At 39.4% G+C, this 22,295-nt stretch carries 18 protein-coding genes; all 18 read left to right on the top strand.

Features of this window, described 5'->3' with window-relative positions; genetic code table 11:
* Positions 1-59: 59 nt before the first annotated feature.
* The 18 genes from A2536_07825 to A2536_07910 all read left to right on the top strand — a co-directional run bounded on the left by A2536_07825 (position 60) and on the right by A2536_07910 (position 22,190).
* A complete protein-coding gene (locus A2536_07825) occupies positions 60-1,274 on the top strand; it encodes a hypothetical protein (protein ID OGF48296.1) in 1,215 nt (404 codons plus the stop codon).
* 83 nt (positions 1,275-1,357) lie between these two features.
* Positions 1,358-2,377 (top strand): hypothetical protein, encoded by a 1,020-nt coding sequence (locus A2536_07830; GenBank protein OGF48297.1) that lies wholly within the window; start codon positions 1,358-1,360, stop codon positions 2,375-2,377.
* A gap of 32 nt (positions 2,378-2,409) precedes the next feature.
* Positions 2,410-3,216 (top strand): hypothetical protein, encoded by an 807-nt coding sequence (locus A2536_07835; protein OGF48298.1) that lies wholly within the window; start codon positions 2,410-2,412, stop codon positions 3,214-3,216.
* Positions 3,217-3,227: 11 nt separating this feature from the next.
* Positions 3,228-4,073, top strand: coding sequence for a hypothetical protein (locus tag A2536_07840; GenBank protein ID OGF48299.1), 846 nt, complete (start codon positions 3,228-3,230; stop codon positions 4,071-4,073).
* A gap of 156 nt (positions 4,074-4,229) precedes the next feature.
* Positions 4,230-4,820, top strand: coding sequence for a hypothetical protein (locus A2536_07845; protein ID OGF48317.1), 591 nt, complete (start codon positions 4,230-4,232; stop codon positions 4,818-4,820).
* Positions 4,821-5,029: 209 nt separating this feature from the next.
* Complete coding sequence (locus A2536_07850; protein OGF48300.1) at positions 5,030-6,997, top strand: hypothetical protein; 1,968 nt, start codon at positions 5,030-5,032, stop codon at positions 6,995-6,997.
* Complete coding sequence (locus tag A2536_07855) at positions 6,994-8,115, top strand: hypothetical protein (protein ID OGF48301.1); 1,122 nt, start codon at positions 6,994-6,996, stop codon at positions 8,113-8,115. The genes A2536_07850 and A2536_07855 overlap by 4 nt, the downstream gene beginning before the upstream one ends.
* 412 nt (positions 8,116-8,527) lie before the next feature.
* Complete coding sequence (locus tag A2536_07860; GenBank protein OGF48302.1) at positions 8,528-9,418, top strand: hypothetical protein; 891 nt, start codon at positions 8,528-8,530, stop codon at positions 9,416-9,418.
* Positions 9,419-9,601: 183 nt separating this feature from the next.
* The gene (locus A2536_07865) at positions 9,602-12,256 is read left to right on the top strand and encodes a DEAD/DEAH box helicase (GenBank protein OGF48303.1); all 2,655 of its coding nucleotides are present in this window, start codon (positions 9,602-9,604) and stop codon (positions 12,254-12,256) included.
* Positions 12,257-12,273: 17 nt separating this feature from the next.
* On the top strand, positions 12,274-14,265 hold the full coding sequence (locus A2536_07870) for a hypothetical protein (protein OGF48304.1): 1,992 nt from the start codon (positions 12,274-12,276) through the stop codon (positions 14,263-14,265).
* A gap of 51 nt (positions 14,266-14,316) precedes the next feature.
* Positions 14,317-14,712 (top strand): hypothetical protein, encoded by a 396-nt coding sequence (locus tag A2536_07875; GenBank protein ID OGF48305.1) that lies wholly within the window; start codon positions 14,317-14,319, stop codon positions 14,710-14,712.
* Positions 14,713-14,869: 157 nt separating this feature from the next.
* Positions 14,870-15,403, top strand: a complete 534-nt coding sequence (locus A2536_07880; GenBank protein ID OGF48306.1) for a hypothetical protein — start codon at positions 14,870-14,872, stop codon at positions 15,401-15,403.
* Positions 15,387-15,623: a hypothetical protein gene (locus A2536_07885; GenBank protein OGF48307.1), complete on the top strand. Its 237-nt coding sequence runs from the start codon at positions 15,387-15,389 to the stop codon at positions 15,621-15,623. The genes A2536_07880 and A2536_07885 overlap by 17 nt, the downstream gene beginning before the upstream one ends.
* Positions 15,617-15,823, top strand: coding sequence for a hypothetical protein (locus A2536_07890; GenBank protein OGF48308.1), 207 nt, complete (start codon positions 15,617-15,619; stop codon positions 15,821-15,823). Before A2536_07885 ends, A2536_07890 begins: the two co-directional genes overlap by 7 nt.
* Positions 15,820-17,073, top strand: a complete 1,254-nt coding sequence (locus A2536_07895) for a hypothetical protein (GenBank protein OGF48309.1) — start codon at positions 15,820-15,822, stop codon at positions 17,071-17,073. Before A2536_07890 ends, A2536_07895 begins: the two co-directional genes overlap by 4 nt.
* Complete coding sequence (locus tag A2536_07900) at positions 17,070-18,233, top strand: hypothetical protein (protein OGF48310.1); 1,164 nt, start codon at positions 17,070-17,072, stop codon at positions 18,231-18,233. The genes A2536_07895 and A2536_07900 overlap by 4 nt, the downstream gene beginning before the upstream one ends.
* 170 nt (positions 18,234-18,403) lie before the next feature.
* Positions 18,404-21,679, top strand: coding sequence for a cation transporter (locus A2536_07905; GenBank protein OGF48311.1), 3,276 nt, complete (start codon positions 18,404-18,406; stop codon positions 21,677-21,679).
* Between the two features lie 34 nt (positions 21,680-21,713).
* Positions 21,714-22,190, top strand: coding sequence for a hypothetical protein (locus A2536_07910; GenBank protein OGF48312.1), 477 nt, complete (start codon positions 21,714-21,716; stop codon positions 22,188-22,190).
* Positions 22,191-22,295: the final 105 nt, after the last annotated feature.

Below are 22,295 nucleotides of genomic sequence, written 5' to 3' on the forward strand. Positions count from 1 at the left end.
CATTTTGGAATGGGAGTTTTGTAGCAGGGAAAAGGTATTAAATTAGAAAGGAAGCTATAATGAAGTTGAAAAATAATAATCTAATATTTTTGACGGCTTTTATTAATGGTATACATACTTATATGATGAGAGTTTTAATACAGCCGTTTGTTCTAAGTATCACTTCTTCTATGACTATGGTCGGATTGGTCGACGGTTTGACTCATAGTCTTGTTCCTTCCTTGATACAACTGCCAAGCGGTTTTGTTTCCGACAGGGTGGGAAGGAAGACTCCGATAATCGTCGCCAGTATTTTAATAATATTCTCGTTTCTTGTTTTTCTGTCGGCGTATTTTACCGGATCAATAGCTCTTGTTATTCTTGGGGCGGTATTGTTTGGACTCGGGACTTTGGGCGCGCCTGCAAGAGATTCTATGGTTGCCGAGTCTGCGGATGCGTCAAAAAGAATAATGCTGTACAATTTAGTTGCGTTTGCTATGGTTGTTCCGGGAATCTTTACTTCGTTTTTAGGCGGTAAAATAGCGGATATCCGGGGGTATAATGCTGTTTTTGTGATAAGTGTTTTTCTTGAAATCGCATGCTTGATTTTATATTTATTTTTGCGGGAAAGTATGACGAATAAAGAAAACGATATTTTCAACAGAAAACATATGAATATATTTTTAAAGAATGTTTTCAATGTTCCCCGCGCTTTGCTTGTTTTTTATCTCATAATAGCTGTTGACAGTTTTGTCTGGGGCTTAGGTTACAGAATACTGTTTGGACTTCTTCGAAGGGAATATAGTTTAAGTCTGACACAAATTGGAATTTTGGGCAGTGTTTCTGTATTTTCCTGGGCTGTGTTACAGATACCAATAGGTTTGTTTATGAATAAATTTGGCTGCAAAAAAGCTCTAATTTTGTCGGAAGTTTTCGGGGGTGTCGGCCTTTTAGGTATAATTCTTTTTAAAAATTTCGGGCTGCTTGTTGTTTTTCAGGTTTTTCTGGGTCTTATTCCGGCCTTCTGGCTGCCTGCGATCAGAATACTTGTAGCAAACAGTGTTTCTGAGAATCAAAGAGCGGAATCTCTTGGCAGGTTGACTCTTTTTACCGGTGTTACCGGCTTTTTGGGTTCTTTTGCAGGAGGAGTTATTTATGAAATGTCAGGTTTAATACTTCCTGTTTTATTGAATGTTATCGGTGCGGCAATAATGGTTTTTACTATTTTATTTTTTATTAAGGAATCAAAAGATAAAAGCCTTATGGAAGTTGAGCCGGAGTATAAAGTTCCTTAATATTTGAACATTGTTCTGTGAAGTTCCGTATGAATTATCATCGCAATTACGTTTAATGTAATCAGTAAAAAGGAGAGGATACTATGGGGAAAATACTAAAAGGCGGAGTAATAGGTTTTGGAAATATGGGACAAGGATTTACAAAGATGATAAATTCGCGTTCTGATGCCAAAATAACCATCGTTTGTAACAGAGGGAAGGAGAAACTGGATATTGCAAGAAAGGATTACGGATTATACGGAACTCATTCAGCAGAGGAACTCCTTAATTCGGATATAGATTTTGTAATAATAACCTCTAATTCCTATGCGCATAGAGATCAGGTCGTAATGGCGGCAGAGAAAGGAAAACATATACTTTGCGAGAAACCTATTTCTCTTAACTTGAAAGAAGCTGATGAAATGATCGAGGCAGTTGAAAAAGCAGGGGTGGTAAATGTCGTTAACTATACGCTCAGATTTACTCCTCACTATAAAAAGATCAAAGAAATGGTTGATTCAGGAGCCATAGGCAAGATACTTTCCTGCTGGAGTTCAAGATCCCGCGGCTCCGGTTTGTACAGTGGAGGTTCAAAACACAGAGCAATTGTAGAACCGGAAGAATCAGGCGGATGGATAATTCATCATGCTTGTCACAATGTGGATTTTATGATGTCATTTGCGGGTCATGTTAAGGATGTCTACTGTGCTACTCAGTCAACATTTCATGAAAAAGATTCCGAAGAAATTATCTGGGCGATAATGAATTTTAAAGACGGAGCAATCGGGATGATGGGGGATTCCGTTTTGAATTTGAGATATGAATCTTTAGGTGTTTCCGGAGAAAAAGGGACAATATGCCTTGATTATACGGAGAAGGGTAAAGTGTTAAGGTTTCGGAAAGAAGAAGCTATCGATAATTTTGCTTTTGCCAGACCCGGTGATATTATTCAAGCAGATGAGAAATCCGATGCAGCAGAAAACTTGTTTAATCATTTTTTTGACTGTATCCGTAATGATAAAAAATCACATATAGATATCCGGGAGGCAAAAGCTTCTTTGGGTGTAAGTATTGCGCTTAAACAATCCTCGGTTGAAAAGAAAATTGTAAGTTTGCAGGGGTAAAATTTCTAATGAAAAATTAAACAGGAGGGGGAATGTCGAAGATTGAGATATATGATTTACATACTGCAGTGTCTGGCCCATGTTTGGAAGATCCAAAGAAGCTGACTTCTGAAAAATTCTCCGAGATATTTTCCAAATGCAGGCACGGGATAAGGCTTTTATCTATGGACGGGCGGAATGAAGCCGGAAAATATCCGGTTAGCAGTGTAATGCAGATGAAAAAAGTTATAGATTGCCTGGAAGGTAAAATGCTGGGATTTGTTACGGTAAATCCGTATTTTCTTGAGGAAGGGCTTGAGGCAATGGAATTAGGTGTTAAAAAATTGAATATGAAAGCAATAGGAGAGATGGTTCAATATATGGAAAATTGGGTAACTGATGAATATATGGTCTTACCTGTTGTAAAAAAGGCCGGAGACCTGGATGTACCGATAAATTTTCATGCGGGTGGTGAAGACCATGTCGAAGGTGTTGTTCACCTGGCTGAAAGTTTTCCGAAAACAAAATTTATAATGGCTCATTTTGGCGGGCGTGCCTGGCGATTCGCCGCAAAGCTTTTAAAGAATTTTAAAATAAGAAATGTCTGGGTTGAGCTAAATATTCCGGATCCGAAAGATCCAAGGTGTCCTATCCCTTCCACAATAGAAATGGTGAGAGCTGCAGTTGATTGTGTTGATATTGATCATATAGTATTTGGCACGGACTTTAACATATCTCCCGGGTTGGATTATCAATTTGGCAACAGGCTTCTTGATGTTTTGGAAACTATGAAAATGAAAGACAGGGATATGGAGAAAATATGTTCGTTAAATGCCAAAAAAATATTAAAGGTTAGATAGCGGAGGATAAAATGATTGGAAATATAGAGCAATTGTTGAAAGTACTGGGAACCAGGACTCCGGAGGCAGTTGAGGCTGCAAAAGCTTTGGCTAAAAAAGGCGTGCCGGCTTTATGCTTGCCGTTAAAACGGCCTGAATCCTTAAGTTCACCCCAGGGCAGACATGCAATTGCCAGGTTGCTTTTTGTTACTGATATTTCTAAGATAATGTCAAATTTATTAGATGCAATTGCAAGTAAAGACTGGAGACCTGTTCAAACTGCAGGAGATGTTCTTTATGCGATGGGTAGAAGGTCGGCGCCAATATTGATTAAATACCTTGAAACAGAAAAACGTTCTGAGGGAAAAATAAATGCGATGTTTGTGCTGCAAAGGATAAGCACAGATGAGGCAGGAAAGGCTATAGAAAAAATTGCGTTGACTGACAAAGACCCTAATGTCCGTTCTGTTGCAGTTATGACATTAGGGATGATCGGTGCTTTCTCCTCTAAAGATACGGTTGTAAAAGTGTTAAGAGATAAATCCCTCGATGTCAGGTTTTCTGCAGTTAAATCAGCCGGGTATCTAAGGATAAAAGAAGCGGCTAAACAAATTGTTAAAATAGTTGAAAAAGAAAAAGACCCAAAAGTGAAGGCAGTCGGTATATACTCTCTTGATAGGATCGGTAATCCGGAAGTTGCAAAAGATATTCTCGGATTTTTAAAAGACTCAGATGCTTATGTCAGATGGTCTGCGGCAGTAGCATTAAGAAGGATCTGGAATGATTCATGCAGACCAATATTGAAAAAAATGAAAGATCCTGATAAAGTTGTTGCTTCTGCTATTTTGGAAACAATGCAAATATGCTGCAGTAAATAAATATTATGACGTTATGCCAAAGAAAACCCCGAGCGCACGGAGTTTCGACGATAGGAGATTTTTAATTATTCATGCCAAATTCATCCCACGAGCTCACGCTCGGGGTTTTCTTTGGCATAACGTCATAAAAATTGAAGAAAGTTTATGATATTATTAATGGTGTCGGGAGAATATGACTTGATAAATACTCCAAAAAACGGGATAGATCCAGATTCTATTTTAATGCTTCAAGCCAAAAGCGGGGATATTCATGCCTATGAAGCACTCGTAAATAAATATAAAAAACCTCTTTTAAATTTCATATACCGTTTTCTGAAAGACAGACAGCTCGCGGAAGATATCGCCCAGGAGACATTCTTTCGGGTCTACCGCGCAAGAGAAACCTACCGGCCCGGGTCAAAGTTTTCCACCTGGCTCTATACGATTGCCTCAAACCTTTCTCTTGATACAAAAAAGAAAGAAAAACGAGACGCCTCCGGTCATGTTCAGTCTATGCCGGATTCCGGCCGGGAGTTAGGAAGTAGCGACACCCCCGTATATTCAGGCGCCGAAAATTCCCGTCTGGAAGAAAATATCCACGCCGCCCTTCAAAATCTTCCCGAAACACAAAGAATAGCACTACTCCTCAAGGTCTACGAAGATAAAAGCTACACCGAAATAGCCGAAATCATCGGCACCACCAAACCCGCCGTAGAATCCCTGATCTTCCGAGCCAGACAGAATTTGAAGATAAAACAACTGAAATAAACAACTCGTTAAAGCGTAAATCCCCCGGATTTTACCCTTTAAAAGTACTGCTTTTCGATGTATAATCTATAATGCGCGTTGAATCAATGTGCATTCAGGGGCCTGACAACAGCTTTTCCGGTGTCTGCTTTTTTGCCCGCCGGTCTTGATGGAGGGTACCCGCCAGTTAATTTGTTTGGGTGAAAAAGAAAGGCATATAAGGGGAAAATATGGATGGAAAATCGGAAGATATAAGGCAGGAAAGAATAAACAATTTGAAAGAAATTATGCCTGAGGTTTTTACTGAGGGGAAGGTGGATGTTGAGAAGCTCAAGCTGACGCTTGGGGAGGATTTGAACCTTCAGGATGAACGGTATGTGTTGAATTGGGCGGGGAAAGCGGAAGCTTTTAAGGTCTTACAGGCGCAGAGTACCGCGACACTCGCTCCGGCGCCGGAAGAATCCATTGATTTTGAAAAAACGCAGAATGTATTCATAGAAGGCGAGAATCTCGAAGTCCTGAAAGTCCTTCAGAAATCCTATTACGGCAAAATAAAGATGATTTACATAGACCCGCCGTACAATACCGGCAACGACAGCTTTATCTATCCAGACAAGTTTTCCGAGTCAAAAGACGAGTACCTGAAGAGAATCGGCGACAAAGATGAAGAAGGCTTCCTCCTGAAAGAAGGCTTATTTCGAAAAAACAGCAAAGAAAGCGGCCACTACCATTCCAACTGGCTCTCCATGATGTACCCACGATTATTCCTTGCAAGAAACCTCCTGAGAGATGACGGCGTGATTTTTGTCTCCATTGACGACAATGAAGTTCATAATCTACGAATGATAATGAATGAAGTCTTTGGAGCCGAGAATTTCATTTCAAGTATTTCAAGAGTAATGAAATCTGGAGGTTCTAAAGGCAGTTACTTCACTCCGAATGTAGACTTCATTCTTGTATATGCAAAAAATATTATTTCAACTGAGTATTTTAGATCACCAATAAGTCAGGATCAAATAGCTAATTACTACAATAAAATAGAATCCTCGGGTAATAGGAAAGGAGAATCTTTCGGGGAAGAACGTGTCTATGTCGCCGGTCTTGATATTCGTCCTAATCAAAGATATTGGATAAAATGCCCAGATGGAAGTTTTGTAATTCCGCCAGGGGAGAATTTCCCAGAAAAAATTAAACAAGGATCAAAAATAACTCCAACTTCACAAGATGGTGTGTGGAAGTGGATATTTGAGACATACGAAGATGAGCTTAAAAAAGGTAACATCGTGTTTAAGCAAACGTCAACTTCTGCATTATTAGATCAAGATGGAAATCGGTCAAAATGGAATATATATAACAAACTATGGCTAAAAGATAGGCTTGAGAAGGGTGTTGTTCCCTCTAATTTTATTGATGATTATGAAAACAGGCAAAGTGCTTCAGAGTTGAAACAGCTTGATATTTCTTTTGATTTTGCAAAGCCTGCTGGACTGATAAAATATTTGATTGATATTGTAAGTGTTAAAGGTGATGAAATAGTCTTAGATTTTTTTGCTGGTTCAGGTACTACTGCTCATGCATTATATTTATTAAATAAAGAAGATGGCGATGATAGAAAGTACATTTGTGTTCAATTACCAGAGAAAACTGATGAAGACAGCGAAGCATATAAAGCAGGTTATAAGACGATAGCTGAAATCTGCAAAGAAAGAATACGAAGAGTTATTAAAAAAATCAAAAAAGAAAAGGAAGAGAATCCAGACCTTTTTGCCGACCAGAAAAAGGACTTAGACCTAGGAATGAAGGTTTTCAAGCTTAAAAACTCTAATTTTAAAATCTGGCGGAACGACATAGCTGAAAATGAAAAAGAACTTGGCAAACAATTAGATGCCTTTGAAAATCCAATAAAAAAAGAAGCCAAAAATGAAAATATGCTCTGGGAAATCCTTCTAAAATCCGGCTATGACTTAAATACAAAGGTAGAAGAAAAGAAAATCTCCGGTTGCCCTGTCTTCTTGGTCTCTGACGGTGAAATGATCGTCTGCCTTTCAAAAATCAACGAGAGTGTAGTCAAAGAAATCGTAAAACAACCCCCAAAAAAATGCATCTGTCTTGACATTCTCTTCGCCAAAAACGACCAATTAAAAACCAACACCGTCCTACAAATGAAAGACGCCGGAGTGGAGTTTAGGACAATATGAACAATAAAATAGTTTTCATAGATAGATTCAATGAAGAATCAAAACCCATAAATGATGAAATATTCAAAGAGGTTGCCACGATTGTAAAAGATAAAAAGTATAATTTTAAGCTTGAGCCTGCTAAAGTACCAAGAGGAATATTGGATGAATCACTAATAAGACAAATTATTGAAGCAAAATTAGTTATCGCTTGCATAAATGGTATTGAAGACCAAATTGTTGCTTCAAAATCTCTTAATGTTATTTATGAGCTTGCTTTCAGACAAGCTGCTCAAAGACCAATTATTGCTGTCAGCAAAAACAATAAATTAGAAAATCTGCCATTTTATCTGCGTAATATTAAAATAGTAAAAAATATTAGAAGAGAATTGCCAGAGGTTTTAAATAGTGTCTTGAATAATCCGGATTATCCAGATAATAGAGTATGGAAAATACTTAAAGAAATAGAAACAGAAAATCGCCTGAGCGTTAAAAATGCATTTGATTTTTATGAGAGAAAAAAAATCTGGGAAGTAGATTCAACAGGAAGCCTGAGGGTATTTGGGTCATATCTCGGAGCCATGTCAAAAGCAGGTGAAGACTGGAAAAACTACACCTTGTCTTTTAAAATGAAAATAGTTAATAGGTCTTTAGGTGTGATTGTGTATGGCGGTACTTGGAAAAAGGGATTGATGTTCCAAATATCAACAGAAGGAAAAAGGATTATTCCTCACAGATTATTTCCTACGGTAAATGCAATGCCAGACTCAATAATAAAATCCATGTCAAAATGCTCAAAGAATTGCAATATCTGTAACGATACTTGGTATGATGTTGCCATTACGATTGGAAGAAGAATACAAATAAAACTTGACAAAAAAACATTAAGCTGGACTGAAGCTCAGACAAGGATATTTCTTGGATTTGTTAGCCAAAATGATGCTATTATAAAAGATGACTGGGTAGGAGAAGAAAGAGCGATCCCAAAGATAGATTCTGAGCAATTGTGTTGTGGAAAGATAGGATTTAGAAATTCTTACGGTGGAAATGAGTTGAATGATGAAGAAGCTTTAATAAGGGATGTGAAGGTAATATTAGAAGATGGAAGGGTAATAAATATCTGGCCGAGTGCTTGCTGAGAGCGAAAAGAAAAATTAGCGAGCTACGGCCATTTTGCTGAGGTCAGCAAAATCGTCAAGCTTGATGCAGCAGTGCGGTGAGTCTTCGACAGTTTGTCGACAAGTGAAATGGGTCCAACTATTAAGGAATACTTAATAGTTCAACCAGAATGAAAACAAATAGATTCTCTTTAAAGACGGCGAATTATGGAAAAATCAGTTGCCGAGAAATTCTCGGTAACTGTCAGGAAAGTGGAAAGTATTTTTAAAGACACTGCCCTCCAAAAAGCGTTGGCGGGTCAACTAAGAGATCCCGGATATCCAAAAAGATCGGCGGGTTAATTAAGAGATATCCAAAAAACCGGATTCCCCGCCGAACGGCGAGGTCTCGTTAACGACGGACGGAATGACAGAGACGAAGGGAAAATAATTAATGATTTACAAAGTATTTGTTGATGACAGCGGGAGTAGAGATTACAAGAATCCTTATGTCTCTGATTTTAAGGTAAAGCCGCCTTTATTTGAGGCTTATCCCCAATTTTGGAGAGATAATTATTTTGTTTTGTGCGGAGTAAGAATCCATCAGAGTGAAATCGGTGGCATTAATAAAGAAATTAACGATTTAAAAATGACTCACTTTAAAACAAATAAAGTTGAAATAAAGTCAGACTGGCTTAGGAATCCGAGGCAAAGACAGAAATATTATTTAGAAAAGTATAATATTTCAGCTGAAAAGCTTAATGAGTTTGGCTTTGAGATTTATGAGATTATTAAAAAGAATGCTAATAAAATGAAAATTATTGGGGTTGTTTTTGATAAAAGATGTTACGGTGAAGAAAAAAGAAGGACTACGGATGGGCAGCCTTTGCTTAAAGCCGTTCAAGTGTTGTTTGAAAGACTTCAATACACGAAAAAATATCATATTGTGATTTTTGATCAATTTGAATGCGACTTGTGTATAACTAAAGGTGAGCATAAAAAAATATCTGATATTGCCCAATCCAAAGATAATCTTAAAAAGCTTCATGTTGGCCAATTTGATAAGATAATTGATGTGAAATTTTCTAAATCTTCCGGAGAAAACTTTATTCAAATCGCCGATCTTTGCGCGTACAATGTTTATAGGCAATTTTTGCATTTTGGCAGGGAATGGACAAAAGAACAAGGCAATGAAGTAATGAATATGTATGAATACTTTGAAAAAATTAGATGTAATTTTATGGTTAATCCGGTAAATGGTAAAGTTCAGGGATGTGGATTGGTCTGCTTGCCGGACTTTGGTAAATGCAATTGGAATCTGCTAAAAGGGTGCGATTTAAAATAAATGAGGTCAGTTTCCTTTCGGATATCCACATTGCCAAGAGGTGGACTAGCTCCGGAGAGCAACCGACCAAGATTATTCTAACAAAAAAGTTAAACATATGCAATAGGCAATAAATACTAATTTTTAAAGGTAAAAAAGTAAGGAAAAGCAGCAAAAAAATAATGAAAAAGGAAAACTTAAACAATGAAACTGCATTTTGACGCGAATCAGGAGTTCCAGCTGGAGGCGGTTAAATCCGTTGTTGATTTATTTCAGGGGAATCCTATGAACAAGGGGGATTTTGAATATTCTCTGAGCGGGGACGCTGAAGGCAGTACGATAAATGAATATGGAGTTGGGAACAGGTTGTTTGTTGATGAGGATAAAATAAAAGAGAATCTTGGGGAAGTTCAGCGCGGGAACGGGCTGGTGGGTGTTCCGGACTTTGCCGGGATGCATTTCTCTATTGAGATGGAAACGGGTACAGGTAAAACTTATGTTTACCTTCGAACAATTTACGAGTTAAATAAAAAATACGGGTTCAAGAAATTTATCATAGTCGTTCCGAGTGTTGCCATTAAAGAAGGGGCGAACAAAAACCTTGAGATAACGAAAGAACATTTTCAGGGGTTGTATGATAATGTTCCGGTAAACCACAAGATCTATGATTCAGGAAGAACTGCCGAGTTGCGCAATTTCGCGTTGAGCAATACTGTTGAGATTCTCGTGATAAATATTGACTCTTTCGCGAAGGATACAAATATAATTAATCAGGCGAGAGATTCGGCTCTGGGGAAAAAACCGATAGAGTTTATTCAATCTACCAGTCCGATTGTTATAGTTGACGAACCTCAGAATATGGAAACAGAAATACGAAAAAAGGCGCTTGAAAACCTTAAGCCCTTATGCACGCTCAGGTATTCTGCTACGCATACCAACCTGTATAATCCTGTTTATAGTTTAAATCCTGTGAAAGCTTATGATCTGGGGCTGGTAAAACAGATTGAGGTGGATTCTGTTTTCGCGGAGGGCGGCTTTAATCAGGCGTTTATCTCTCTTGAAGAGCTAAAATCCGCCAAGAAATCGGTCAGCGCAAGTATAAGAATAGATGTAAACACCGATAAAGGCGTTACGAAAAAAACATTTACAGTAAAGAGCGGAGATGATTTGTATGAACTTTCCAATGAAAGGGAGGCCTATAAAGAAGGTTATAAAATAAATTCTATAGATGTCTCTAACGGCTGTATAGAACTGTCAAACGGCGATGTAATTTCCAAGGGAGAAACAAAAGGCGGTTTGCAGGATGAAGTTATGAAAGTTCAGGTGGACAAAGCCGTCAAAGAACATTTCCATAAACAGCGGAATCTTAAAGAAAACGGGATCAAAGTGCTTACACTGTTCTTTATTGACAGGGTTGCCAATTACCGTTCTTATGATGAAGCCGGAAAAGAAGTTCCGGGAAAGTTTGCGTTATGGTTTGAGGAGATATATAAAAAGTACGCGAACGAAGCTAAATTCAAAAAAGTAATACCTTTTGAAGTTGAAAAAGTTCATAACGGCTACTTTGCTCAGGATAAAAAGGGGAAATTTAAAGATTCTACTTCCGGGGAAACCCAGGCCGATGATGATACTTATAAGTTAATTATGCAGAAAAAAGAAGAGCTGCTTGATATTAATAATCCTTTGAGTTTTATTTTCAGCCATTCTGCTTTGCGTGAGGGCTGGGATAATCCGAATGTGTTTCAGATATGTACCCTAAACGAGACCAGATCGGATTTGAAAAAGAGGCAGGAAATAGGAAGAGGACTCCGGCTTTCCGTAAACCAGCAGGGCGACAGGATAAGGGATAAGAGTATTAATGTTCTGACGGTTATCGCGAATGAAAGTTATGAGGATTTTGCTAAGAAACTTCAGAAAGAGATACATGAGGACTGCGGTGTTGAGTTTACCGGAAGGATTAAAAACGCGAGAGATAAAAAGAATGTGACTTTCAGAAAAGGATTTAATCTGGATCCGAAGTTTATTGAGCTATGGAACAAGATAAAGCAAAAAACAACTTACAGGGTGGACTATAATACTGAAGAATTGATAAAGGACGCGGGTAAAGCAATAAAGGAAATGCCGAAAATCACAAAGCCCGTTATAAGATCGGAAAAAGTCAGTATTTTTATGGGTAAAGAAGGAGTCAAGACCTATATGACGGGTTCTGATTTGCCAAAGACCGTGGAAATGAAGACGGAGACCCCTGATGTTCTGGGATACATTCAAAGTAAGACAGAGCTTACAAGGTCGACAATACTGCAGATATTAAAGGAATCAGGCAGGATAGCTGATATTCTAAAAAATCCTCAGATGTTTCTTGACCTCGCAGTGGAAAAAATCAGGACAATACTTACTAAGTTTTTAATTGACGGCATTAAATACGAGAAAATAGCGGGGCAGGAATGGGCGATGATGCTTTTTGAAGGTAAAGAGATAGAATCCTATGTGGATAATCTTTATGAGGTTAAAAACGGTAATAAAACTCTGGCATCTCATATTATTATCGACTCAATGTCCGAGCCGGAGAGGAAGTTTGCCGAGGATTGTGATACAAATAATAATATCGAATTTTTCATAAAGCTGCCAAGGTGGTTTGTAATAAAAACGCCTATTGGACCCTATACGCCGGACTGGGCATTGATATTTAAAGGTGATAAAAAACTGTATTTTGTCGCAGAAACAAAAAGCACGCTTGATGAAAATGCTCTCAGGGGCAGCGAGTATATAAAAGTTAAATGCGGGGAAAAGCATTTCGCGGAATTCCCTGATGTTATATATCAAAAAGTGACTAGAGTTGCGGGACTGCGGGAACCTTAATTAAATGGGAGAAGATTATGACCGAACCGGGGAGAAATGACCCGTGCCCCTGCGGGAGCGGGAAGAAATATAAGAAATGTTGTATGGGTAAAAGTAATATTCTGCCGGTAAAAACCGGACAGAATATCAATATATTGGAGACCTACTCAAATCAGAAAGATAACCTGCCAAAACTTCACAATACAGACGGAGAACCGCTGCTTTTTTGCAAGGTTTATTTTAAGTTAATTAATAAAGAAGCAATAGAAGTAGTACTGAATGGGATGGAAAACGTAGAACGCGACGAAAATAACAAGAGTTGGGTCTGGAAAAAGAAAGGCAAAAATCTACTGCATCCGAATGTTCTTATCGGAAATATTTACTTCGAAAATGAATTCCTTGTGTTTGATACAAATTCAATGGAAAGATCGGTGAAATTCAGGAAGTTAGCCGTTAAATCGTTTAAGGGATATATTTCTTATCTTCGTACGGAGGAAAAAGAATTTTCAGAGCTAAAAAGGCCGTCGGAAGAAAAGATGAAAGAGCAGGCTTTGAAACAGCAGGAGCTGATGAATAATCCGGAAGTTGTAAGGCAATTAAAACAGAAGACAGAAGAGTATTATCTGAAAAGCTGGGTAAGGCAGAAAATACCGGCGCTTGGTGATATTACCCCTTATGACGCCATGAAATCTGAAAAAGGCAGGGAGTTACTTGAAAAGCTGATAGGCGAAATGGAAGAAATGGATAAGAATGTTGCCGTAAGAAACCCGGCAATGAACATGAATTTTGACCTACTGCGTGCTAAAGTAGGGATGAATAAGGAACAGCGGCGGAGTAAAAACGGTCATCATGTTGATGAAAGTATAAGCGAAATAAAAACAGGAATGAACGAACCATGTCCGTGCGGGAGCAAAGAGAAGTATAAAGACTGCTGCTTGACAAAGGATCGGGTGCAAGAACTTGACAAAAATTCCAGGATTTCCGGTACGATCCTTGATGAGTATATGTTCCTTATTCAATATGTCGGGATGTATGCAGATAAAGAACGGCAATTCAGCATTAATGGTGAATATTTAGACGCCGTCTATGAATATATAAAAAATGCGTATACCGATGAAAAAATAAAAACCAGAATGTATGACAGTATGCTGATGGGATGGTATTTCCTTGATTTAAAGTACGGAATTGAAAATATGTCTTTAATTGATAATCTTCTGAAGTATGGCTCGGTCTCCGAGCTAAACAGCCCCGGTCCGGAATGCTTGCGGGATCTGGCAAAAAGTTATCAGGGTTTTTACGAAATAATGAATGTTTCTCCGCGCGAAATGACAGTCAAAGAACTGGTTACTGGAAAAGAAAGAAATGTAATGGCTTATGGAGACACCTATGAAAAAGACAGGAAGCCGGGAGAGGTCTGGTTCTGCCGTCTGCTTGGAGCGGAAAATGAATCCTATTCTTATGGAGCTCCCTGGATGTATACAAAAGATCAGCGGGATAATATCGAAAGCAATCTGTTAAAGATTATAGAAAAAGCCCGTGAAAACGGCTGGCTCGAAAAAATGACGCCGGAAGAAGAGGTTAGAACCGTTGCCAAAAACTCTATAATATTCTTTGTTGCAGGTTCTTTGCAGTGTGAGCCTTCCAGAAAAGAAGAACTGCCTTTTGGGTTTTTTAAAAAAAACAGCAACGAATTCTTTGGACCAAGTTTTAAGAATCTTGATAAAGATGAGATGTTTTACAATAAAAGCATTTTCAGTGTGTCTGATATATTTGTACTGAACTCCCGGCTTAAGGAAGATAAGAATTTTGATTTTGACTCCGAAATCAATGACCACCTTTATATGAAAAAATATAAAATTAAAGGAGCCGCGACGAATATGGCAATTGCTTCAATAAAATTATTTGAGAACCGCATGGAATGTGAGACCAACTCCGAGTATAGAGCCAATGAAATGATGAAATTACTCTGTGAACGCGGAAAGGGTATAGTCAAATTTGAAAGTCATGAAGAAATTAAGGGAATATTCTGACCTTAAGACAGCGACCTGTTGTTTTCAGCATACAATGCAAAAGGGGATTTTATGGTTGAAGATAAATACATTGACGTACTGGCTAATCTGGAAACCAATATAGTTAAGAAATATAAGGAAAATTCTGAAATTACGGATTATGATGTCATCAGGGTTGTAGAAATTGTAATAGAAATATTCAATGCGGAAAAAGCCGGAAGGCAACCGCGCTCTTACTCACTTTCAGAAAGGGAAAGCTGTATCTTTGATTGTGTTTATGCGATAAGCGGCTGGAGCCTGGGCAGGGCTAAATTGGAAGAAAAAAGAGATGTGAACCCAAATATAAAAACCGTGGATGAAGTTGTCTATTGCTTGAAAAAAATAAAAAAATCCGCTGAAAAACATAGCCAATCCAGAGGGAAACATGGGTATTTAGATTTTATTACAAACTTCTTTGGACAAATTTAAACTATGGAAAACAGAGAGCTATTTTGACATACAGCTGTAGAATTCACTGAGGTTAATATGAGGGACAGACACCGAAGAGAACGTTGTCAGTCCCCTTTTTTAAATAAACCGCAAGTATTTCTTCCGATTGTCGTATAATATAATAGAGGGTAAAAAGATGAGAATATCAAAGGGAAAATGCGAAGAAATAAGAAGGAAAATACCTGCTTTTGTCGACGGGGAGTTGAGTGATGTGGAGAAAAGTCAAGTAAAAGAGCATCTGGATTCTTGCCTTCCTTGTTTGAAAGAATCTAAAATATACTTAAAACAGGATAAAATACTTACAAAACTCAAAGATATTGAATCTTCTTTGAATTTCAATAGAAAATTGTTTTTGAAAATTCAGCAAGCTGATTCTAAGGGGCAAAACCCGATGGATATATTCCTAAAATGGATTCTTCCGGTGCCGGCTCTTTGCGCGGCTATTCTGGTTATTTTTATGGGATTTACGTTGGTTTCGCCGTATATTTATGCTCTTCCCGGAGAAAAGGTGAACACGACAGTTACGACTGATTCAAGAAAGAGCTTTTTTTCTTTCGTAGAGTTCTCTTCTTATTGTGATAAGCACTGCGAGCAGGTATGCAGGTATTGCAGGGTTGCAATGGGGAGTGAGTGCAAATGCGGGAGGTGTTCAAATGAATCTAAAAACTAGTACAGCGCTTGCTGTTCTTCTCCTCGGTGCTTTATCTTTCTTTGATCTCTTTGGCATTGAAAAAGCCATCGTCGCGATACTTCTTGGCAGTGCGTATCTTAATGAAAGTAGGGGTTCCAGCGACAAATATAAATATCCGGTGTGCGCCGGTATCGGTCTTGGCATTATAAGTATTCTGATTCTTACGGTAATAATGATCTCGAAAAGTCCGAAATGGTAGAACGAAGTGAAGGAAGTGAAGTAAAAGAAGGAAAAGAAGAAAGTGAAGCAGGGGAAGCGTGTAAAGCAAAAAAAGAATCAGGGGAAGGTTTGTATCAGTGTCCACCTACGGTGAGATCTCGTCCGCAACAATGTTTGTTGCGAGACCTCGCATTTAGGCGGGCTGAAGGCGGAGAATCTTTTTCAAGGAGTGGGATATGAAGAAGTTCAGGTATATTACGGCGGTGCTTTTATTTGCAAGCGTGAGTTTTTACGCTGAAGATAGTGAATTGCTGAAATTAACAGGTCTGGCTCTGGAAAATAATCAGGAGATAAAGTCACTGAAGGAGATGGTCAAGACCCTTGAGATAACTTCGCGTAAAGAGTCCGCACTGGAAGAACCGAAAATTGGCGCCGGGATTGTGAATCTTCCTGCAAATTCTCTTTCTTTTAACGAAGAAGATATGACGATGTTGGAGTTTAAATTTATGCAAATGCTACCGTTTCCCGGGAAGCTTGGCTTAATGGGGTTGTCGGCCGGGTTTAATGTGAAGATTGCGGAGCAGGAATTAGTGAAAAAAAAGAATGAGATAAAAGAGAATGTCTCGAAGGCTTATTATGATATTGTTTATCTAAACAAAGCCCTGGATATTTCCGAGAAAAATAAACAACTCCTGATGAATACAGTCGCCATTGCCGATGAAAAATATAGATCCGGGACCGCAATGCAGTCGGATGTCTTAAAGGCTCAGGTGGAAGTTTCCAGAATGGGGTTGGATATTAATATGTTAAAGCAGGAAAAACATTCCGCTCTCGCGTTATTGAGCGCTTTGCTAAACGAAAAGAAAGAGATCACACTGGAAAATACAGTGTTGGAAAGAAATAAAACCGAAATTAATGAAGAAAAAGTAATTGCAATAGCTTTGGAGGACAATCCCGAGTTGAAAATTGCCGCTCTCGGTGTGGAAAAAAACAAAGCAGACCTCGACGTTGCGGGAAGCCGGCTTTTACCGGATTTTAATCTTTCCCTCTCTTATGGCCTGAGACAGGATAATCCGGTTACCGGCATGAAAAGAAGCGGAATGATAACTCTTATGCTGGATATGAGCCTGCCTTTTCTCTGGGGTAGCGCGGGATTTGAAGTGAAAGAGAATGAAGCTGAGAAAGAAGTCAAAAAAGCGGTGTATGAAAATACGACTAACACTATCACCTCTATGCTTAAGGAGATTGTTTCAAGGATATCGAAAAACAGGGCAAATATTGAATTGTACGAGTCCGGCATTTTACCGCAATCAAGGCAGAATATAAATATTTCTCAGGAAGGGTATAAATCAGGGAAGCTGGACTTTTTGACATTGCTGGACAGCCAGATGACTTTGTATAAATATGAATTGGAGTATTACCGGGAGCTGGCGGAACATCAGAAGAATTTTTCCGGGATGGAAACTCTGTTAGGGGGAGAATATAAATGATATTACTGAATAAGGGCGGGTTAAAATACGTTATTATCGCGGTTCTGGTGCTTCTACTCGGTACGACCGGTGTAATCCTCTACCAAGGACATAAGAGCGGGGCCAAAGATGTTAAACAAATAAAGTATCATTGCCCCATGCATCCTGCTTATATTGCCGACAAACCGGGGGATTGCCCCATCTGCGGTATGAAATTGGTCCCGATGGAAAATAAGGAAGAGGGAAAGAAGAAAATAATCTACAGGTCCACGATGATGCCCGTTGAAATTTCCGATAAACCGGGGAAGGATTCCATGGGTATGGATATGGTAAAAGAAGAAATAACGGTGGACGCAGAACCTTCAAAGGTTTCCGGTCTGGAAAAAATTTCCATAACCGGAGAGCAGGAACAGCTTATAGGTGTGAAAACCGAAAAAATTACAAAGCGCAATTTAACGGCGGATATCAGGGCGTCCGGCAGAGTGGCGCATGATGAAGAACTCTATAATGCTCTTTCGGAGTACAAACAGACGCTTGTCACCTATGCTGATATGAAAAACAGTAAAATTTCCGGAGAAAACCTGAAACAAACGGAAGAAATGCTTCAGGCCATAAGATTCAAACTGGCGCATATGGGTATCTCCGTAGAACTCGCGGATAGAATGGTGAAAGAAAATAAATTCTCTAATCTTCTGTATACGAATAAGTCCGGCGGAATCGTCTGGATCTACGCGCAGGTGTATGATTACGAGTTTGGATTAATAAAAGAAGGTCAGGTCATAGAGGCCTCTACAACCGCGGTTCCGGGAAAAAAGTTCAAAGGTGCGGTAATATCTGTCGGTTCATATCTTGATGCCGAGACAAGGACCCTGAGAGTAAGAGCCGAAGTTGAAAATCCGGGCGGCTTATTAAAACCCGATATGTATGTCGACACTTTAGTTCATGTTCTGTTGGGTCAGAAATTGGCTATTCCGGTTACGGCCGTAATGGATACCGGTACCAGGAAAGTCGTGTTTGTCAAGACAAGCTCGGGGGTGTATGAGCCGAGGGAAATAGTAGCAGGGGCAGAAGGGGATAATTATTACGAGGTAATTTTCGGTGTTTCTGAAGGTGAAGAAGTTGTAACCTCCGCAAATTTCCTGATTGATTCAGAATCAAGACTTAAGTCAATGACCAAATAAAACAAGCACTAAGAAAAGCAATGACTAAGAAATAAGCACTAAGCACTAAAAAGGAAGTTTATTAATATAGATACAAAGATTTTGTTTTAGATTTAGTTATTAGGTTTTAGTAATTGTTTAGTGCTTAGAATTTAGATCTTAGTGATTAATTTTAACAAGGAGTTTATCGTATGCTCGAACGGATAGTTGAATTTTCTGCGAAAAACAAAATATTAATAATAATATTTACACTGGCGGCTATACTCTTTTCTGTTTATGCGGTCAAAAATATACCTTTGGATGCCATTCCTGATTTGTCTGATACTCAGGTCATTGTATATTCAAAATGGGACAGAAGTCCTGACATAATTGAAGATCAGGTTACATATCCCATCGTTTCCAGTTTACTTGGAGTACCGAAAGTAAAGGCCGTTCGCGGCTTCTCTGATTTCGGGTTTTCTTATGTCTACATAATCTTTCAGGATGGTACTGATATATATTGGGCAAGAAGCCGTGTTCTGGAATATCTGAGCAAGATCCAGTCAAAACTGCCGGAAGGCGTGAGTACCGAACTTGGCCCGGATGCGACGGGTGTGGGTTGGGTTTACCAATATACGCTGGTTGATAAATCAGGGAAAAATGACCTTTCGGATTTAAGAAGCTTTCAGGATTGGTATATGCGGTATTATCTGCAGTCCGTTCCGGGCGTAGCTGAAGTGGCTTCAATCGGCGGTTTTCAAAAACAGTATCAGGTTAATATTGATCCTAATGCTTTGTTGAGCTACAAGATACCTCTGATGAAAGTTTCGGATGCGGTCCGTGCAAATAACAATGATACTGGCGGCAGGTTGATAGAGTTCAGCGGTGCGGAATACATGATTCGCGGAAAGGGCTACATAAAAAATGTGGCTGATATAGAAAAAATAGTCGTCGGCAGGAGTATGCAGGGTACTCCTGTTCTCATAAAAAATATAGGTAAAGTAGTAATAGGCCCGGATATCAGGAGAGGTTCCGCAGATTTAAACGGGGAAGGAGATACTGTCGGAGGTATTGTAGTTATCAGACATGGTGAGAATGCTCTGAATGTTATAAACCGCGTAAAAGCAAAGTTAGAAGAGATAAAACCTTCTTTGCCCGCCGGCGTAGAAATAGTCACGGCTTACGACCGTTCAGACCTTATACACCGAGCCATTGAGACCTTAAAGAGTCAGCTGTTCGAAGAGATGCTAATAGTGAGTCTCGTTATTATGTTGTTCTTGTGGCATATACCCTCAGCTATCGTCCCTATAGTAACTATTCCCGTCTCAATATTATTATCTTTCAGTTTAATGTTCTTATTCCGGATCCCAATAAATATCATGTCCTTATCCGGTATCGCGATTTCCATAGGTGTTCTTGTTGATGGCGCTATCATTGAAGTGGAGAACGCGTATAAAAAACTTGAGTTGTGGAAAGAAGGTGGAGAAGTCGGGGACCCCCATGAAGTTCGCATTCAAGCACTCAAAGAAGTGGTCCCGGCAGTATTCTTCTCTTTGCTTGTTATTGCTGCAGCATTTCTTCCTGTCTTCACTTTGCTGGAACAGGAAGGAAGGTTGTTCAAGCCACTGGCATTTACAAAGACTTTTACAATGGCGATTGCCGCTGTTTTGGCGTTGACTCTCGACCCCGCGATAAGATTACTCTTTATGAGGATGCATAACTTCACTTTTAAACCCAAATGGCTGGCCTGGTCTTTTAATCAGGTACTAGTCGGAAAATATTACAAAGAGGAAAGTCATCCCGTGAGCAAGGTGCTTTTTAAACTTTACGGACCGGTTTGCAGGTTTGTGTTAGATTATCCTAAAGCTACAATTGCTGCAGCTTTAGTTCTGGTACTGCTTACGATACCGGTATATATGAAGCTGGGTTCGGAGTTCATGCCGCCGCTGAATGAGGGCAGTATTCTGTACATGCCGACTACTCTCCCCGGAATATCGGTTACAGAGGCACGGAAACTTCTTCAGACACAGGATAAAATACTTAAAAGCATCCCTGAGGTGGAAAGTGTCTTTGGTAAAGCTGGAAGAGCCGAAACTGCGACAGATCCGGCGCCGTTTTCCATGATGGAGACGACTGTGGTCTTAAAGCCGGAGAGTGAATGGCGTAAAAATAAAAGATGGTACTCGGGACTGCCGGAACCAATGCAGAAATTATTCAGGCCGATATGGCGGGACAGGATAACCTGGGAAGAAATAATAAATGAGATGGATTCTAAAATGAAATTCCCCGGGGTCACGAATGCCTGGACGATGCCTATTAAAGCCAGGATAGATATGCTGACGACCGGAGTACGAACTCCTATAGGTATTAAAATATTTGGGGCGGATCTGCAGGAAATTGAAAAACTGGGAACAAATATTGAGATGCTTTTAAAAGATGTACAGGGGACCAGAAGCATTTATGCCGAGCGGGTTACCGGCGGGTATTTTGTTGACTTTGACCTGAAAAGAGAAAAACTTGCAAGATATGGGTTAAGCGTAAAAGAAGCAGAAGATATAATAATGACGGCGCTTGGAGGGGAGACAGTTACTACGGTTATAGCCGGGAGGGAAAGATATTCGGTCAATGTACGCTATGGGCGTGATTACAGGGATACCCTTGCAAAGTTCCGCCGTACACTGGTTACAACTATGTCGGGCGAGAATGTTCCGCTTGAAGAAATTGCTGATATCGGTATTAAGACAGGGCCGTCGATGATAAGGGATGAGAACGGAATGATGGCAGGATATGTTTACGTGGATATTACCGGCAGGGATGTAGGCAGTTATGTCGAAGAGGCAAAGAAAAGAGTGAATGAAAAATTAAAGCTGCCCGCCGGTTACTCTTTGATCTGGAGCGGTCAGTATGAGAATATGCTTCGCGTTAAAGAGCGCTTAAAGGTGATTATCCCGCTGACTTTATTCGTTATCTTCCTGTTATTGTATATGAATACAAAATCCACGGTAAAGACCTTGATAGTTCTATCAGCCGTTCCTTTTTCACTGGTGGGTGCTGTCTGGTTTCTATACTTCCTCGGCTATAACGTCTCAATTGCTGTGTGGGTGGGAATGATAGCGCTCCTGGGACTTGATGCGGAGACCGGCGTATTTATGCTCCTATTCCTTGACATTTCATACGACGACAGCGTTAAAAGAGGCAAGATGAAAACCTATTTGGATCTTGAAGAGGCGATAATGCATGGCGCGGTGAAAAGAATCCGTCCTAAGACCATGACGGTGATGGCGATACTTATGGGTTTAATACCGATCATGTGGGCTATGGGAGCCGGGGCGGACCTTATGAAGAGAATTGCAGCTCCGATGATAGGCGGAGTTGTAACAAGTTTTATTCTTGAGTTATTGGTATATCCTCCCATATATGCTATATGGAAATGGAACTTTGAAATGAAGAAGGGGAAGCAGGAAAAACAAATACAGCACGAACAGTAAGTGCAGAAAAAGCAGAAAGAGGAGGAAAAATAAAATGAAGAAAATTAAAATAGTCTTTTCGAGTTTTGCGATATTGGCAGTAGTGTTCGTTCCGGGAGGTTGTACGAAATCAACGGATATGGGTATGAGTAAAGATTCTTCGGGTGTTCAAAAAAGTGAAGCTATTGCGGCGGATATTAAAATATATAAAGAAATTTGGACAGATTCTATGGGAGATTACAGAGGTGAAAAAACAAAGGACGGAAGATGTCCGAAATGCGGCATGAAGCTGGAAAAAGAGGTCATTATACGCGGGTTAAAAAAAGATGAGATTGGCAAAGAATATTTTTGTCCGGTTAAAGAAGAAACATTTACAGGATCGGCTGTTACGAAAGCCGGAGAATACAAAGATAAAACATATTACTTTTGCTGTAATTGGTGTCCCGATGAATTTGCAAAAACCCCGGAAAAATATATAAAAAAAGAAGATAAACAGGAGATGAAAGAAGATAGCGGCGGACATCATCATTAATTAAGATAAAACAAAAAGAGGTGCTTTGCAATATTTGTTTTGCAAGGCGCCTCTTTTAAGTTTATTAGATAATGCTTCTGGAGAATAAATGCTTGGGTACTGGCA

This window comes from Candidatus Firestonebacteria bacterium RIFOXYD2_FULL_39_29, from assembly GCA_001778375.1.
Taxonomy (GTDB): Bacteria; Oederibacteriota; D2-FULL-39-29; order D2-FULL-39-29; family D2-FULL-39-29; genus D2-FULL-39-29.